Annotated in this window: 9 protein-coding genes; all 9 read right to left on the bottom strand. The window is 38.9% G+C overall.

Annotated elements, in window-relative coordinates:
* Nucleotides 1–2: 2 nt before the first annotated feature.
* The 9 genes from V7K84_RS22390 to V7K84_RS22350 all read right to left on the bottom strand — a co-directional run bounded on the left by V7K84_RS22390 (nt 3) and on the right by V7K84_RS22350 (nt 17802).
* Complete coding sequence (locus V7K84_RS22390) at nt 3–3332, bottom strand: hypothetical protein (RefSeq protein ID WP_334841272.1); 3330 nt, start codon at nt 3330–3332, stop codon at nt 3–5.
* Nucleotides 3332–4069 (bottom strand): T4 family baseplate hub assembly chaperone, encoded by a 738-nt coding sequence (locus V7K84_RS22385; RefSeq protein ID WP_334841270.1) that lies wholly within the window; start codon nt 4067–4069, stop codon nt 3332–3334. The genes V7K84_RS22390 and V7K84_RS22385 overlap by 1 nt, the downstream gene beginning before the upstream one ends.
* A gap of 128 nt (nt 4070–4197) precedes the next feature.
* Nucleotides 4198–5013, bottom strand: a complete 816-nt coding sequence (locus tag V7K84_RS22380) for a hypothetical protein (RefSeq protein WP_334841268.1) — start codon at nt 5011–5013, stop codon at nt 4198–4200.
* Between the two features lie 282 nt (nt 5014–5295).
* Complete coding sequence (locus tag V7K84_RS22375; RefSeq protein ID WP_334841267.1) at nt 5296–5763, bottom strand: phage tail protein; 468 nt, start codon at nt 5761–5763, stop codon at nt 5296–5298.
* 10 nt (nt 5764–5773) lie between these two features.
* Nucleotides 5774–7405 (bottom strand): phage tail sheath family protein, encoded by a 1632-nt coding sequence (locus tag V7K84_RS22370; protein ID WP_334841265.1) that lies wholly within the window; start codon nt 7403–7405, stop codon nt 5774–5776.
* Nucleotides 7406–7827: 422 nt separating this feature from the next.
* Complete coding sequence (locus V7K84_RS22365; protein ID WP_334841263.1) at nt 7828–8853, bottom strand: WD40 repeat domain-containing protein; 1026 nt, start codon at nt 8851–8853, stop codon at nt 7828–7830.
* A gap of 77 nt (nt 8854–8930) precedes the next feature.
* Entirely contained in the window at nt 8931–9497 is a 567-nt protein-coding gene (locus tag V7K84_RS22360) for a ferric reductase-like transmembrane domain-containing protein (RefSeq protein WP_334841262.1), read from the bottom strand.
* 945 nt (nt 9498–10442) lie between these two features.
* A complete protein-coding gene (locus V7K84_RS22355) occupies nt 10443–11825 on the bottom strand; it encodes an AAA-like domain-containing protein (protein ID WP_334841261.1) in 1383 nt (460 codons plus the stop codon).
* A gap of 172 nt (nt 11826–11997) precedes the next feature.
* Nucleotides 11998–17802, bottom strand: a complete 5805-nt coding sequence (locus tag V7K84_RS22350) for an AAA family ATPase (RefSeq protein ID WP_334841260.1) — start codon at nt 17800–17802, stop codon at nt 11998–12000.
* Nucleotides 17803–17814: the final 12 nt, after the last annotated feature.

Below are 17814 nucleotides of genomic sequence, written 5' to 3'. Positions count from 1 at the left end.
GCTTACCTCCTTCTGGCACGTCGCTGCAAGTATTCATTCAAATCCATCACAGATGTTGCTGTCCGGGGCTTTGGTCGAGGCGGAGGTGGTGCTGGGGCTGCGCTGCGAATTTCTAGCCGACCAATTGTGACTTGAATCTTAGGTGGTGTATCCAAACCCACTGGCGATGTCTGCGACGGGCTTCGCCAACGCTTCTGGGCTTTTTTGCTACTAGCTGCAACGACTGACAAATTTTTTACGGTGAGGTCATTGATAGGCTGAGATAGCGGTCTGAAATCAGATTCCTCTAGTTGCGTAAAGTACAAAGACTTCACTTCATCTTTACCTCTATCCGCAGACATAGACAAGTTAGGGGATGTATTCTGAGGTAATATTGAATTTTCAACTGGGCTGGTGAATATACCTTCATTGGGATTAATTTTCTGGCGTTGCATATTTGCGGGATGATGGGCGTAGTTAACGTTCATCTCTGCCTCACCTTGTCTCAATTCATCCCACTGTTCGACAACACCAATTTTCTGGCTACCAATATGTTGGCGCTTTTTAAATCTATCCGCAGACATAGAGAGGTTAGGGGATGGGTTCTGGGGTAATATTAAGTTTTTAACTGGGCTGGTGAATATACCTTCATTGGGATTAATTTTCTGGCGTTGCATATTTGCGGGATGATAGGCGTAATTAACGTTCATCTCTGCCCCAGCTTGCCCCAATTCATCCCACTGTTCGACAACACCAATTTTCTGGATACCAATATGTTGGCGATCGCTCTTATTATAGTTTTGTGAGCCGACTTCTTGAGCAGAAGCTTTTTCTGGACGGAAATCAGACAAGTGAGAGTCAGAAAAGTTGAGCTGTGATTGTATGTCAATTCCTGGGGTTGAAGGATGTAAAGCAGGAGTTGGTATTATATCTGAATTAATAGCAGTTAGCTGAGTTATCGGTTGTGAAGCGATAGACGATGATAGATTATTTACGAATGGTGCAGTAGAACTGTTTGTCTCAAACGAAGATAGTTTAGCAGAAGCATCTGCGACAAATGGCTGTATTGATGAAACATTTTTGTGGAGAAACCTCTGCTGATTTTCTGGTACATTAGACGTAAGTTTTTCCTGGGGTTCGGCAATTGTTTCTATAGCAATTGTAGGTGTTAAGCTCTGTTTGTGTGAATTCGCTAAGGTACTATCAATAGTAGATGCGTTAGCAGAGCTTACCGTACCCCTACGGGGAAGCAAGCTAGGCGTAGCGTCTCGTTGGCGCAGCCTCTCGTAGAGAAGAGAAGGTATCGCTCCATGTTGTACTTGTGGTTGAATTACAGGACTTAAGGCGGAAATGCTAGTGTCCATAGTTAGCACAGGTGTTAAAGATAGTACCCGCTCACTTGCAGATGCGTAGGCGTTGGCGTAGCCTCTCCAAGAGTTACCCGTCGTAGACATCGCCACAGGTTCTTCTAAAAACTGGTTGGAATCTAGTTGTGGATTAATGAGCTTTTTTACTTGCAAAGATAAAACATTTTCATTCCCAATTATTTGCGGTAATTGCTGTTGTACTAATTCACTTGCAGACTGTTTTTGGTGTTGAATTACAGGACTGAAGCCGGCAGTGCTAGTTTCTAGCGTCAACCCAGGTGTTAATGATTTTTGATTTGTGAGCAATATTTGATTAGCAACAGGTGCGCTGTCTACAGGTTTTTCTGGAATAGATGGCTGTAAACTTATCAGCTTTTGCACTTGAGTAGATGAAACATTCCCACTTCTTTGTAGCGACTGCGTTGATGACAATTCAGTTACAGCTTGTTTCTGGTGTTGAATTACAGAACTTGAGGCGGGAGTGCTAGTTTCCACTGCTAGCATAGGTGTTAAAGGCAAAAATTGAGAAATAGCAGATGCGTAGACGTTGGTGTAGCCTTTCCAAGAGTTTCCCATCGTAGACATGGCTATTGATTGTGATTGAAGTGGAGGAGGAAAGTCCTCAGAACTTTCGACTTGTGGTAACTGAGAATGGATAAAGACTGGATTAATTTCTGTAGGTTGTCTATGTAAGTTTTCAGTTGCAGATTTTCCCTGTTTTAGAACACTAGGAATTGATAAAATAGTGCTGGCTTCTGCTTGTATTTCCGGGACATATTGTCTCAAATGCAATACTTTTAGTAAGAAATTAGGAGAAGCTGATTGATTAATTTCAAATGGTTGGTTATTTAATGATTGAGTTGTAAGTTCTCCTGATTCTTGCTCAAATAACTTTGAGACAGGAGTATTCTTTTCCTTTGCAATCGCAGTCCTTGAAATTGCGGGATTTAGATTTTGTAAAGAAAATATTTTTTCTTCAGGAGTAAAGGAAAACATTACTGTCTTTGTTGGGTTTTCGGAGAAATATGTTTGCAAATCTGACTTTAAAGGTGATTGCAAAGATAAACTCAGACGATTGATTGTAATTAGTTGCTGGGGAAAAGATTTAAGTGGAATCTGCCTCTGTTCAAAGATGGGGTTAGAGAGAGAAGTATTTGATTCTGTGTTGTGTACAGAAACGAGATGATTCGATAGGGAAGTCTTTGTTTGTGGCACAAGTGCAGACTTCAATAGCTCTGTGTTAGGATTAAATACTATTTGATTTGTAGTCGATGAAAATCTTTCTAATTCTACAAAACGTTGAGTTATCAATCGTTCCCAGTTTACTATATTTGAATTTTGGACAGAAGAAACAACAGGATTAATTTTAGTTAGTTGTTTCTGTGATAACTGACCAGGAACCAAATCTAGTGTGGTAGTGCTTGTTTTTTGCTCTGAGTTTGAAGGTTGGATAGAAGAAACAACAGGATTAATTTTACTTGATTCTTTCTCTAATAATTGAGCAGCAGCAAAAGTTAGTGGAGTAGTGCTTATTTTTTGCTCTGGGTTTGAAGTAAATTGCTGATTATTAGTGCTGATTTGAGTCAGAACTGAATCTAAAAAAGGCCAATTGGAGGATAATTCTAAGTCAGGCTTTTGTGTCAATTTAGGAATTGACTTTAGTATTGGTTGGGAAGATTGAACAGGTGTTGAAGTTAAATTAGTTAACAGGGGGTTAGTTATCTCTTCAGATATTTGCCCTATTGTTGCAGGCGTTAGCGAAGCTCGCCGCAGGCATCGCTTCTCCAACAACTGCACAATGTCAAAATTGGGAAAATTTTCCGCTTCTGATGTTGTTTCTAACTCAGTTGATTCTGTGGTAAAATTCGATGGCTCCCAGTCAAGGGTAGGCTCTGGTAACGGTTCAAAGACTGATAATACAAGAGGTTGAACTGTATCAATTAAGTTAAAGCTTTTAGCTACCAAATGAAAGAGATAATTGCTCATCAGTCCGTCACCATCTCCAAGTACAATTGTCGCCGTCTGGGACTCATCGCCAAAATATCAGCTTCACGCCAACTGTAAGCAGCAGCTAAAGTATGTACCTCTCGCAACACTCGAAATCCCCAAGCGTTAATCTCAGCCCAGAAGAAGGATACAATGTCAAATAATGATTGCCATTGGTGGTTGCAAGCGGAACAGGAAATATCAATTGGCACATTTGCTTGAGGATCTGCTTCAGCCATTTGGGTAATAATTGCATCTCTGGTATGAGATGGTAATTGCTGAAACAGCAGATATTCACCGTTACACACTGCTTGCAAAATACAGCGTTCTAATAAAATCTCTTGAGCAATCTCTGGCTGTTTGTGTTCAGCGATCGCTATCATATCTAAACTGTTTGGTAGACGAAAACTCACCTGATAATCAGCAAGCTCAAGACAATATTTTTCAACTGGTTCAAGTGACAGTGGTGCTACACGAATATCTGCAATATCAAAATTGAGTTCCAAGACTTCACCACAGCTTGGACAGGTGACTTGACTAACCAGTTGTGAACCAAATGTCCACTCCCGCAATGTCAGCAGCATGGCATCACGCTGACCGAGGCTGAGTTGAGTAAGCATATCTATGGAGGTTTCAGGACAAGCACTAGCTAGTAGCTTGATTGCTTTAGACCAAGATGGCTGATTAAGTCCCCACTCCCAGATATTTAACAGTTCCGAGGCTGATAGCGATCGCATATAGGAGTCCTACTTGAATCTTGCTGAGTATATTGATAACTGAACCTTTATATGGCAGCTTTTTAACTAGCTTGGATTTTCAAAAGTCAAATACGAGTTCCATAACTAGCTTTAAGTCTTTCATTGATTTAATTACCAAGAAAACCACCAGTCTCCTTACCTGCCCAACAATTTTTGTTCTTACAGGTTTGAGGTAGTTTTTGGTCAAAGAATTTCTTAAAGTCATCTAAACTATCGATTTTTTTTCCTTCATACCCTTTTGGCTCGCAATTTTTTCCCTCATAATGTCCACGAACCCTTACTTGACCCACAACATAAACATTGTTCCCTACTGGATGTCCGATTTTCTGACGTGAATAGGCAGCAATGTAGCAACCTGGAGATCCCTTGAAATCACTAACTGTTGGTAAAGGGAAAGTCTTAGGGAGAATGGACTTATTAGGATCTAAAATTTGACTTACATAGGACTGTGGAACATCACCTTTTTGTATTAAACTCTCTAATTTGGAAAGAATATAAGGGTCTCTGATTAAGCCAGCATCAATATTGAATTTGAGTAATTCAGTTCTTTTTTTCGGATCGTCAGATTGAGTTGAATTGGCTATAAGTTCGGACTGATACTTAAGTTGTTCAAGTTTGAGATTAGAATTTCCCTGAACATATGCTACATAAGTCGATGTCAAAAATCCAGCAAACGCAGCAATAATAGGCGGAGTTATCGGATTACTCAAAATATTGTTGGGAAATCTATTCTGTTTAACTTTTATTATATTTTCTTCTCTTTTAATCTCCTGCTCATTTCGATTCTTTTGTTCTTCTAATGCTAGTTTTTTAATGTCAATTAAGTGATTCAAGACAGCCTCATCAATTTTGCCATTATTACTAGCACTAGCAAGAAAGTGATTAATGATTTCATCAATGTTTTGCTTTTTTTCTGAATTCATAGCTGATGTACCTCCTTAATCTAACTGCCTTATCTAGGCAATTTCTGTAAGATCCAATTAACAAAGGTTTCCTTCAAGCCAAATTGATTAAAAAGAGTTGGTAAGTTAAACGCAGCGACCTATAGGAATCCTACTTAAATCTCGCTAAGTATACTGAGAACTAAACCTTTATAGGGCATACTTTTAGCTAACTTAGCTTTTTGAAAAATCAAATAGGAATCCTATAGTTAGTTTCCTGCTGGTTGAACAATTAAATCTTGATTAACTAAGCCGAGTTAATCATCAAGCACGTTCCCAACCTTCGTTCTCTATCTTTATGTACTCAATAGCGACAGCATTAGCACTAGCATCTAGGTCTGGTAATGCTTGATATTCTGAAACCCAGCAACCAAAAACGTTATATGAAGTCGCTTTCTGACCAGCTTCATCACGAACCTCAATAGTGATATCTTTACGGAAATCTGCCAGAGACACTTCTGGACTACCACCAAGCGCCCAGACTTTGTTTGCCCATTGTTCAAAATCAGGATCTTTGCTAACACCTCGTTCTAAGGTGATGGCATCGTACTTGCTTTGTCCTGGAGACTTGTAGACAGTGCTAGGGTCGCCACCTGTACGGTGTTCTATGACCTCAGTGGTTCGCTTCAGACCACTAACTTTACTTACCCCAGCCACGTCTTTACCAGCGAATTTCACAACAAACTTAAAGTTTTTGTAGAGGTCTAAACGTTTACCTGAAATAGAAGGCATATATTTCTCCTTAAACTGCTATTTGTCCGGCTATTTGCTGAATCTTGAGAATGACAAATTCAGCAGGTTTGAGAGGAGCAAAACCAACAATGATATTGACGATTCCTAAGTTAATATCATTTTGGATTGTTGTTTCTTTATCACACTTCACAAAGTAAGCATCTTCCGGCTTACGACCTTGAAAGGCTCCTTGAAGGAAGAGAGTGTGCATAAAAGCTCCAAGATTCAAGCGAATTTGCGCCCACAACGGCTCGTCATTTGGCTCAAAGACAACCCATTGCGTACCGCGATAAAGACTTTCTTCCAAGAAAAGCGCGAAACGGCGAACCGGAATATACTTCCATTCATCCGTAAGACGGTCATCTCCATTCCGCGTCCGCGATCCCCAAATCACACGACCATAAGCTGGTAGAGTTCGCAAACAATTAATTCCCAAAGGATTCAATTCCCCATTGTCTGGATCTGTTAGAGGTACACTCAATTGTGGTACACCTGTCAATGTTGCTTCTGTACCTGCTGGAGCCTTCCACACACCGCGTTGAACATCAGTTCGAGCAAATACACCCGCGATCGCACCACAAGGAACAAATTCTTCTATTTGATTTTCCCGTAAAGGATTTGGCTGCTTGATTCGAGGAAAGAAAACACCAGCATAACTAGTTGGTTCACCAAGGTCGTTCTGAATACCAGCTTTGGCCTTATCCTTATCAGTCCAAGTACTGGGCGGATCGATGATAAAAAACGCTCGTCGGGTTTGGCAAAATTTTGCTGCTTGATCGACTAAAGAGTCATAATCTATATTGCCATCATTTTTATAAGGCGGAATACAAAGCATATTAAACAGGTCGGCTTTATTTAAAGCGTAAAGACCCTTTTTATTTGCTTCTTTATTTGTCCCTGTGAAGTCGTTCACATCTAGATCGTCACCATCCGCACCGCTGTTTGGTTCCGCTTTGGTATTTGTATCGTTATTATCATCCCACAATCTTTTATCAGGTGCGGGTTGAGCATGAGCAGCTGGTCTGTCTGTTGGCAGAGATTCATCTCTAAATCGAACGAAATAAGATTCATTCAACAAAACTTTATCTACTCGTCTTGGATGATTTGGCAGCACCGATACGTTGCGAAATACTTCTAATTGACTTGTATTTTGATCCAGAACTGTAATGTTGAATAGTTTTTGCTCATTTGCGTCACGTCTGACATTAGTATCTACATATTCAATCCGCACTTTCAAAGCATTTCCCCAACTGCCTTCATTCGCTGCTTCTAAGTTAAGACCATTCACATTTAGTTGTGCTTTCTTAGCTGTGGGTTCAGTTTCCCCTGGAGTTTGACCTTCTGCTGGAGTTTGACCTTCTGCTTGTTTCAGCTTAGAGTGAGTGAGTCGGACAATAATTGCTTGGCTACCACCATTGAGGTAAAAATCTCGTAGAGCATAGCCAAGGGTACTATTCAGCCACAATCCGCCAAAAATGCGTTCAAAGTCGCCATAACTGTTAATAGTAATCGGCTCGTCTACAGGGCCTCGTAAGGCGCGACCAATAAAGGCAGTAATAGAGGTAGATACGCCTGTAATCGTGCGTACTCCACTCTTGATTTCTTCTACGTAAACGCCTGGATAAGTTGGTTGTATGGGCATTGTTCGTTCTCTGATTAAGAATTAAAACCTACAAATTGACTAAATAGTCAACTTTTAAATAAAAAAATTAAGATAGATTGTAAATTTTAATATCAGTAATAAGTTATTCGAGCAAGTAAGCCAAATTCGTATTAGATATAACATTGCAGCGAATTACTTTTAATATTAGTTGTCTCATCGGCTCTGAAACTCATAAAACTCATCCCATAACTCATAGTAAAACTCATGAAAAATAACATTTTTAAATAGGAATGGTACTAAAATAACTTGTAACTAAGTACCTTGACTCTAAACAATTGCATAGGGTCAGAAATAGGAGTAAGTTCTAAACCAAAGGCTTGAGCTTTTTTCTTCAGGTTATTAAGTAGGCGCTCTCAATACTGTTACTCATAAAGATTTGTTTACTTTCTAAAAGCTTATTGTCACTCTTTAGGAACAGACCAGAGTTTGATGGTTTTGTCGGCACTGCTGCTGGCTATGATGTTTCCATGCGGTCTGAAAACTACTGACCGCACGCCTCGCTCATGCCCGATCAAATTCTCCAAGAGTTTGCCTTCAGCCAACCCCCATAACTTGATAGTGCTATCATTGCTACCACTAGCTAATCTCTTGCCATCGGGACTGAAAGCCACTGACCACACAACTCCATCATGTCCAATTAGGGAGTGCAACAATTTACCAGTGGGCATTTGCCAGAGTTTCACTGTCCTATCAGCACTGCCACTCGCTAAAGTCCGTCCATCAGGGCTAAAAGTCACTGAGCGCACAGCTTGTGAATGAGCATTCAGGGTTTTTAGAACAGCACCATCCATGAGCCGCCAAATTTTGAGTGTGCCACCCTCATTGCCACTAGCTAAAGTCTGCCCATCCGGACTAAAAGCAACAGTTCTTACCCACTTTCCATCCAAGAACTGATGCACTTGTACGCCAGTCTGCATGTTCCAGATGCGGATGGTTTTGTCAGCACTACCACTGGCTAACCACTTTCCCTTGGGGCTGATGGCAACAGCTTCTACATCATCTGTATGGCCATCTAAAGTCCGAAGCAGTTGCCCCGTCTCCAGATTCCAGAGTTTAATCCGGTTATCCCAACTGCCACTAGCGAGCAGCTTGCTATCTGGACTGATGGCAAGGCTTACCACTGCATCGCCGTGTCCTTCTAAAGTATAGAGTAAGGTGTTACTAGGCAGATCCCAAATTCTAATTTTTTTATCGTAACTGCCACTAGCGAGGAAGCGTCCATCAGGGCTGATTGCAAGAGCGTAAACCCAAGTTGAATTTCCTTGGAGAGAACGTAAGGGTTGAATGGTTGCAACAGAGATAGTAGCAACACTAGCGTTTCGGAAGTGGAAGAATAGGCTAGCACAACTGCTACTACCAACCAAGATCGTTAGGGTGCTGATTGCCAATGCTGCTGAAGATTTCCAGGTAATTTGTTTCGATCTCATAACAGGACATTCCTTGTGCGAGTGAAAGAATAATCTGACTTGCACCCACTGCGTAACGGTGTCGGAGACTAGCGGTACTAGAAAGTAATTTTTTCCGGAATTTGAGATGAGAACGCTTTTCCTTTCGCTTTTTGTTGTTTATTTCGATATTCAATCCAGCGTCGCATCAGAAATAAAAGGGTTGTCATGACAATCCCTACTAGCCCAATCGGGGTTAAATAGCTCCAATGCTCTAACATTTTGTCCCAAACGTGCCAAGTGAGCAGGAACATAGCTAAGTAAGTCAGGGTATGTAATCGCTTCCAATTTTTTTTCAGTCTTTTGACACTCCAGTCATTAGAAGTAATTGCCAATAGGGTAAAAATTATGAAGGTAGATACACCTTGGATATAAATCCAATAGGTATTGGGATCTAAAAAATCAAGGTCTCTCTTTTTCACTAAGAGGAAAGCGTGAAGCAAAGCCAAGCAGAAAGCCAGAATACCGATAAGTCGTCGATATTTTAACAGCCATTTGGGAAGCTTCGCTTGTTTAGTTTGAGGAAAAATTATTCTGAGATTCGTGGGCATTAAGGTGAGAATATAAGCTCCTAAAGCTAGAAATCCCAGGCTGTTTTCTAAGGGTGCTGTATCGATTGCTGCCATGACCAATCTTCCTTAATTTTTCAAGAAAAGCCACTTTTTTATAAGTTAAATATTTCCTAGACGCACATGAGCGAAGAAGGTCAAAGCTTGCCAGCGTAAGACTGGTATATTTATCTAACTCTACTAATAACTGAGTTAAAGCCTGAAATTTACTGACTAATTTCTGACTTTTTGGATTTGTTTATTCTCGATGATCCATGAAAGATAATTGAGCGCAATCTGCCTTTATTTGGTACCTAATTTATCAGAGACTACCCCTATTGGAAGGTTGTTAGCTCAAACAATCTTATCCTCAAGTTCCGGTGGTCGCAGTTCTTCAATTCCCATATCTTTTGGTGGAGTAAGTAATAAGTTATTTGAGCAAGTAAGCAAAATTAGTATTAAATATAACATTGCAGTGAATTACTTTTAATATTAGTTGTCTTATAGACTCTGAAACTCATAAAACTCATTCCATAACTCATAGTAAAACTCATGAAAAATAACATCCCTAAATAGGAACGTTACTAAAATAACTTGTAACTAAGTACAACATCTCATTAATTCATAGCGAAAATTCATAGCGAAATCTCTGCGTGCCTCTGCGCCCCTTTGTGTTTAAATTTCAACCCTCAATTCGCCATGATTTTACGCAAAGCTGTACTAAGCACCTATACTCTCAACAATTGCGTAGGGTCAGAAATAGGAGTGAGTTTTAAACCAAAGGCTTGAGCTTTTTTCTTCAGATTATTAAGTAGGCGCTCTCAATACTGTTACTCATAAATCAATACTTCAATTAAGCCTGAAAGTCTGGTAAAGTAAGTATTATTCCCAAGCATGAAAATTAACTGTGGTACATCTCAAGGATTTATCACTATTGTGTCCAAAAATACAAGGTAGTTATTTTGTTTACTATTTTTGCGAATGCGGATTAATCCACATCTTGGACATTCCATAGCAATCGCACTAATTCATATTTTGATTCTGCAACGCCAAATGCTGCTCTTTTTTTGTAAAAAATCGCCGATACAATTCACAACTTGCGATCGCTTTAGATCCAGAAAGTTTAATCAACCCCATACTGCTTAACTTATGAGTAAGGATGGGATCTAAGAGAATAGCTTCATTAGCATTCAGAACGTTATCAAAAGCTTGTGCTAACTCAGGCTGTTTTTGCAAGGTTGCCCAGTGACGCTGCAAGTGATAAGAATAAATTTTGCTAGCAGTGGGAGCAGTTTCTAGTAGTTGCGACAGAGTTACCTCGTTTCGACTTAGATGATAGAGAGCTAAATTTACTAGTGCCGGATGTCCCCCGACCATTGCCATTAATTGTCTAGCTCCTTCTCCATCTGTCCAATTGAGTCCATAGCGTTGGGCTAACTGTTGTACCTCTTCTTGGCTAAAGTTGTCTAACTGAATCGGTAATCCTACATTGAAAGGAGACTGATTAAGTTCAAGAGGAACATAAATATCTGTTGAGTGAACAACGACTAAACGAAGCTTTTGCCAAATCGGCAGTCTTTTTGCTTCTTCGTACCAAGAACGCAACAGAGGTAGAAAATCCTTCGCTACTTGGGGATGCTCGAAAATATGGTTCACTTCATCCAACGCCAAGATCAGGGGAGTATTAATTGACGCTAGTAGATATTCTTGAAAGTAGACGGTGCAGCTAACTTTACTTCCCAAATCTTCATCCCAATACTCGTCTAACATTGGTTGAAGCTGAAGCTGGCGGGCGATATTGGCACACAACCAGCGTAAAAGTTGATTCAAGTCGCTCAGAATTGTCTGCTCGACTTGTTCTAGATTCAAGCTGATAGTGCAGTAACCCTGGTACTTCGCATAGTCAAGAATCCTGAGCAGCAGTGAAGTTTTGCCCATTTCTCTGGGAGCTTTGATCCTGATTAACGCTCCTGGTTTCTTAATTTCTTGATAGATTTGCTTCTCAAGGTAAGAACGTTTGAGGTAAAAGGGAGAGGCGAGAGGAACTGAGCCGCTGGGGTAGCAAGGTGACGTATCCTGATTAACTGTAGGGGGAAATTGCGTCAGGTCTTGTTTCAAAAGTTTTGTATTTGGAGCTGCTTCAACGATGGCATAAGATTCCAGCAGCACCTGACAGTTTTTCTTGGTCACGCGCTGGCCAATGACCTCAGAAAGTCGCCCAAACAACTCTGGGGCAACAACATTGGTAAAGTAACCAGGACTATAACCTGCCTCTATAGCTATTTGGTTATAAGTTTTATACTGCCAAATCCCACGCAAAACCAGATTTTCGGTGGAATTAAGGGGGCGATTGTGGCTCTCAATTAGCAGGCGATCAACAATCTCAAACAGACTATCAAGGTTCATAGAGATTACAGGCAAATGCTACTAATAAAGATAACAGTCAAGACAACAGGAGTTACGCAAGTAACACAATATCTGCCATTTATTAGTACAATAGTATTGTTTAGACAAATTAAATTATCCAGAAGGATAGACCTCTTCTTTCACTTTCCAGATTAAACAAAAGTTTCGTAAATCAAACAAAAATAGATTCATAAATACGGTTCTGAACTCTCAATTTTCCCTGTTGCTTGACTACTAGCCCTGACAAAAGCAATTCTCTTTCCTCTGAACTATCAACTGCAATAATCTCTCCTTGATGCAAAATTTGACGGTAGAGTTCTAGTAACCGAACGGATTGTTTACTTTTGAGAAGGCGATCGCGGATGGTTCTTAAATGCTCTGGTTCATCCTGTGATTCCCAATTTTGTATTACCGACCTTTGCACCAAATTTTCAATCCATTCAGCTTCTCTATTGTTAGGGATAGGAGATGAAGAATTGCGGATAAATCTACAGAGCTTTTGAGTCAAAAAGGGCTGCCCATTAGTCCAGGCTAACACTTCTTTTAAAACTGTTTGAGGATTGCTCACATTCTCGGTCAATCCTTGAAGTAGAGGTTGCGCTTCATGCTCTTTAAACCCTTCTAATTGAATGGTCTGACCGATGTTAAAAGGCGTTCTTTGGTGGTCATTAATTAAGTCACCAGGGGTAGTTACTCCAAAAAGAGCAAAGGTTAAACGTCGATACTCTGGATTAATACTACGCTGATTATAGCAAGAGCGAATTAGCGCAAAAAAATCATTAACTGGGAATTTTAAACTTAAGAAACTATCAATTTCATCGATAAAAACTATCAAGTTTTTAGGTATAGTATCATTTTCTTGAGCAACTTCAACTAGCAAAACTTCTTCAATAAATTGACTCAACCTCTGAACCGGAGAAATATCTCCTTGCTCTTGCCACCAAGTTTTTAGATTAACTTTTTTTAACAAACCAAAACTTCGCCATAGCTCTACTGTTAAGCCTTTGTACCATTGGTCAGGCGTGACGTTTTCGCTACCAATGCGGGTCAGATCGATCGCCCCGCAGCTAAATCCCTCATGCTGGAGATGGTGTATCATGCGTACCATCAGACTTGACTTGCCCATCTGCCGAGGATTGAGAATGTAACAAAATTCCCCGCGCTTCAACGCCTTGTAGAGATAACGGTCTGCTGAACGCACAACATAAGTGGGAGCATCCATCGGCAAACTTCCTCCCACTTGATAGTCAAAGGTAGAGGGTTGTTCGCCACTTTTGAGTAACTCGTTTTCAAAGAGCAGTTCGGCTTGGGTGGCTTTGAGAATTTCTAGGGTTTGTGAGAGTTCTTGAGTGCGCTCTTCTACTCTCATCTCTAGATTTCGGTTATAATCTTCTAACTGTCCGTAGAGACGAGCATTTTCAATGGAGATAGCAGCTTGAGCCGAAAGAATTCTTAAAACTTCAATGCGATCGCTGGTAAATGCATCTGTGGTTAAATTGTTTTCTAGATATAAAATACCACTTAGTTTGCCTTGATTTAACAAAGGAGTACAGAGAATCGATTTTGGTTGAGTGGCGACGATGTAGGGATCGCGGATAAACTGTTCTTCTTCGGTAGCGTTATTAAGTACTACATTTTCTTGAGTACGGGCAACATAGTTAACGATCGCAACTGGTAGGATAGGTGTCTGGCGATCGCTATCTACAGAGTCAATGGGAAGCGATCGCAGTAGAGTCCCATCATCAGAATCTACTGTCCCTTCAGCTTCGATCGCCCATTTATGATCTTTTTCCAATATCAGAAAGCCTTTTTGGGCACCTCCATTTTCAATTACAGTTTTCATTAACTTAGCCAGCAGTTGGTCTAGTTTTATTTCGCTAGCTAATACTTGAGAGGCTTTGGTAACTGTCATCAGATCGAGTACTTGGGGATTTGTACCACCAGTAGATTCAGTTGTATTAATGCTTTGGTTTTCTTTTCGGTTGTTTATATCCATTAGAAACTGTGGGTACTCTAATTCTAAAGCTTGAACTTTGGCTTTTGCACCCCAATGAGAATAACAATGATGGGCATTTCTTAAGTATAGTCTTCCTATTTCTTCTCTACCAAGAGAAAGATAAAATTCTGCTGCGCGTTCGTAAGCTATGGCTTCTTCGTGAATAAATTCAGATTTTTTAGCACCTTGAATTGCTTTTTCGTAAAGTTCTTGAGCTTGCCAATTTTGCCCTAATATTCGTGCTTTTTCTGCTTCTACTAAATCGTATTTATTTTGAAAGTTCGCAGGGCAATGACCAGCCCATATTTTCATATCCTGCTGATTTTTTTCTACTTGTTCTAATATTTCTTTTTGCTGGTCTATAGCGCAATTGTGATAATGAGCGATAAAGGAAAGAGAAGAGTAAAAATTCTGTTGTGGTGCAGGTAAATAGTACGAACAACTTGTAACGTATTTTTTCGCCTTGATTCCGCTTTCATAAGCCCGTGCATAATCTTTAAAAAAATAGCATGAAATTGTCTTACAAAATTGAGCGATAAAGAGCAACCATCCGTTGTTTATTTGCATCCAACTCTTTAAATATTCATCTTCTTGTTCCCAAGAATATTCCTTAAACAACCGAAAAATATTTTCTTTTTTATTAATCAAATTTATAATTATTTTATAACATATTTTTATGTAAAAAATACTGTATTCTATCTTTAACTTTTCAATTTTTTTAGTATAACCTATGTAACTTTCCTCAACCTCTCTTAAATTAAAGCCTCCAAAAAAAAATATTAAACAAAAGCTTATAATTGCATAACTAGCATATTCATTATTTCCTGTATCTAAACCTGTTTGATAACCTTTCAGTAATTGTTCCTGCGCCTCTTTATTTCTAAGAAACTCTTTCCAATGAAATATACAGCCATAAGATAAGTGAATTATTATGGCTTCTAATCTCATAACCTTAGATTTTTGCTGCAAGTTAATAGCAAGTTTCCCAAATTGATATCCAGAATTAATATCCCTCATTACTCCACACATTAACGCTCCATAAAAGCTGTAAACAGCCGCAGCCTGTGGTGCATTCCCATATTTAATCAAGAGATGAAGTTGCACAAAAATTATCTCAATATGTAATGCAAAGTTTGTAGTAGTAGTAGCGCCAAAAATATGCTGCAATATTTGTAGAGCTACTAGTTTATCTGGAGCGACCATTGTAGGAAGATTAACTAATTCTTCAATTTTTTTTCCTTTCGATAGCAATTTTAAATATTTTTGTTCTTGTAGAATTCTATTTTCTAATTTGCTCCCATTGTCTTTTTGAGAGATACATACGCCTAGTTCTGCTAAATATTCTAAGGCAGTATCTATTGCTTTTTGTGGCTCAAAAATTGCATAGTAGACAAGCAATAAAGCTTCGTATACTTTAACTCGATCTAAATTATTCTGAGTTTCTTGCAAAACCTTTATAGCTAGCTCTTCTACTTGAGCATACTTTGTATTTAAATAAAGTCCTTCTAAAGTTTCTACATGGAGTTCTAAAGTTAATTTATAATGTTTATTCCAGCTATTTGATGCTAAAAATCCTAAAGCAGTTTCTAAATATCTTAGAGCTGGTTGATAAGCTGTTGATGCTTTCGCTTTTTTGCCTGCTCGAAGATTTAATCTTACTAACTTATCCGTTTCCGATTGCTCAGTAATTAATTCAGAACCTTCGTTTAGTTGCTTGACAATCTCAAAAATATTTTCTTCCAATTCATTATCTTTTGTATTTTTCAGTAGGAGACGACCTACTTGCAGATGAACTGCTTTTTTCTCTGCTTCTGGAATCAAAGCATAGGCAGCTTGCTGAACTCGGTCATGCAAAAATTTATAAGGGATATATTCGGGAATTTTAGGAATAAAGGCATCAGATATTTCTGAAGTATCCCTTGATATTTCTTCCTGATCCCAAAGTAGAGCTATTTTATAGTCATTACTCAAGGGTAAAATCAAACCTGACTCTAGTGCTGGCTGAAGTTCTCTTGCTGTAATTATTTGAGATTGATTATTGATAATGGAGAGGACTTCTAAATTAAATTGGTTGCCAATACAAGCAGCTAATTTCAAAATATTCTGAGTTTTTTCATCCAGTTTATTAATCTTGGCAATAGTTAATTCAACTACATTGTCAGTGATTTTTAATTTTTGAATTTTCTCTATATTCCAGTACCAAACATTTTTATTACGTTCCAAATTAAAAATTTTTTCTTTGTACATAAATTGGAGTAATTGAGTTGAAAAAAAAGGATTTCCTTGAGTTTTATTTGTTACTAATTCTGCTAAAGTTTTTGATTTTTCTATTGAGCAGCTTAAAGTATCAGCAATTAATTGATTGATATATTCAATTCCTAATGGTTGCAGCGATATTTTCTTGACGCTAACACCTTCTTTTCTGATTTGCTCTAAGGTTTGCATCAAAGCATGAGTAGCATCAACTTCATTCTCTCGGTAAGCTCCAATTATCAATAGATATTGGCTGTCAGCATCGGTTATTAATAGCTCAATCAACTTCAGGGATGCTAAATCTGCCCACTGTAGATCGTCGAGGAAGATAACTAAAGGGTGTTCTTCTTGAGCGAAAACAGTAATAAATCTTTGAAAAAATAAATTAAATCGATTTTGAGCCTCAGTTGCTCCTAATTGCTCAACTGGCTGCTGTTTACCAATAATCTGCTCCAATTCAGGGATTACATCGATGATAACCTGAGCATTAGGATTCAAGGCTGCTAAAAGTTCTCGTTTCCAAGTTTGTAGTGCTGCTTCAGATTCGGTAAGTAACTGTCGTATTAAGTCTTGAAAAGCTAAAGCGATCGCCGCATAAGGAATATCTCGCTGTAACTGATCGAATTTTCCGCTAATGAAGTATCCTCGCTGGCGTAAGATTGGTTTATGAACTTCATTAACTAAGGCAGTTTTGCCAATTCCTGAATAACCAGAAACCAGCATTATCTCAGTGCTACCTTGACTAACTCGCTCAAAAGTAGTTAATAGTTGCGTCACTTCTTCTTCTCTACCGTAAAGTTTTTCAGGAATGATAAAGCGATCGCAAATATCCTGAGTTGCTAAACAAAACTCCTCAATTTGCCCTAAACTCTGTAACTGATCCCTACAGGTTTCCAAGTCGGCTTTGATTCCCCAAGCACTTTGGTACCGTTCTTCTGGGGTTTTTGCCAACAATTTCATCACAATGTCTGAAACAGCTTTAGGTATTGGTTGAGACGTTGAATTTAACGTTTCTATAAGTTCATGTGGGGGAACAGGTTGTTGAGCAATATGACAATGAACTAATTTTATAGAGTCAGTGGTTGCAAAAGGCAGTTTATTGGTGAGCAATTCGTAGAAAGTGATACCCAGCGAATAAAAATCGCTGCGGTAATCTATTCCTCGATTCATTCTTCCTGTTTGCTCTGGAGCAATATAAGCTAAAGTTCCTTCTAAGCGCTCAATATTGCTAACTGTCTGATTTTCTCGCAATAAACGAGTGGAAATGCCGAAGTCAATGATTTTGAGTTGTTTGGTTTTTGGATTATAAACAATATTAGAGGGGTTAATATCTTTGTGGATAATGTTGGCTGCGTGAATAGCCCCCAAACTTTCAGTAGTTTTAATAGCGATAGAGAGAAATTCTTTGAGAGTAAATTGGCGATTACACATTAACAATTTTAAGGATTCACCGCCAAATTCTTCTAAAAATATAACTAGACTATTTTCATATCGCTGCAAAGCATAGGCTTTAATCACTCCATGCGTATTTAAGGAGCGGGTAACTTCATATTCCTGCTTGTATCGAGTCAATTCTGAGGGAGTAGGGTAGTTTTCTTTAAGTATCTTTAAAATAACTAGTTTATTATCGGGCTTGAGAATGGCTCGGTAGATTAATGAATTAGCACTTTCATAGATTTTTTTTATAATTTGGTAGTCTGTTTGAATCTTTTCTGGCTGCCGATTCATAGGAAGTTTGAT

Origin of the sequence: Nostoc sp., from assembly GCF_036917315.1 — a bacterium.
GTDB lineage: Bacteria > Cyanobacteriota > Cyanobacteriia > Cyanobacteriales > Nostocaceae > Nostoc.
The sequence above is the reverse complement of the archived record's forward strand: the minus strand, read 5'-3'. Positions and strand labels throughout refer to the sequence as shown.

What these genes read in the sequence shown, in the direction of transcription:
- V7K84_RS22380 (WP_334841268.1), bottom strand. Translation starts at nt 5,013, where the DNA reads ATGAATTCAGAAAAAAAGCAAAACATTGATGAAATCATTAATCACTTT.
- V7K84_RS22360 (WP_334841262.1), bottom strand. Translation starts at nt 9,497, where the DNA reads ATGGCAGCAATCGATACAGCACCCTTAGAAAACAGCCTGGGATTTCTA.
- V7K84_RS22390 (WP_334841272.1), bottom strand. Translation starts at nt 3,332, where the DNA reads ATGAGCAATTATCTCTTTCATTTGGTAGCTAAAAGCTTTAACTTAATT.
- V7K84_RS22355 (WP_334841261.1), bottom strand. Translation starts at nt 11,825, where the DNA reads ATGAACCTTGATAGTCTGTTTGAGATTGTTGATCGCCTGCTAATTGAG.
- V7K84_RS22370 (WP_334841265.1), bottom strand. Translation starts at nt 7,405, where the DNA reads ATGCCCATACAACCAACTTATCCAGGCGTTTACGTAGAAGAAATCAAG.
- V7K84_RS22385 (WP_334841270.1), bottom strand. Translation starts at nt 4,069, where the DNA reads ATGCGATCGCTATCAGCCTCGGAACTGTTAAATATCTGGGAGTGGGGA.
- V7K84_RS22365 (WP_334841263.1), bottom strand. Translation starts at nt 8,853, where the DNA reads ATGAGATCGAAACAAATTACCTGGAAATCTTCAGCAGCATTGGCAATC.
- V7K84_RS22375 (WP_334841267.1), bottom strand. Translation starts at nt 5,763, where the DNA reads ATGCCTTCTATTTCAGGTAAACGTTTAGACCTCTACAAAAACTTTAAG.
- V7K84_RS22350 (WP_334841260.1), bottom strand. Translation starts at nt 17,802, where the DNA reads ATGAATCGGCAGCCAGAAAAGATTCAAACAGACTACCAAATTATAAAA.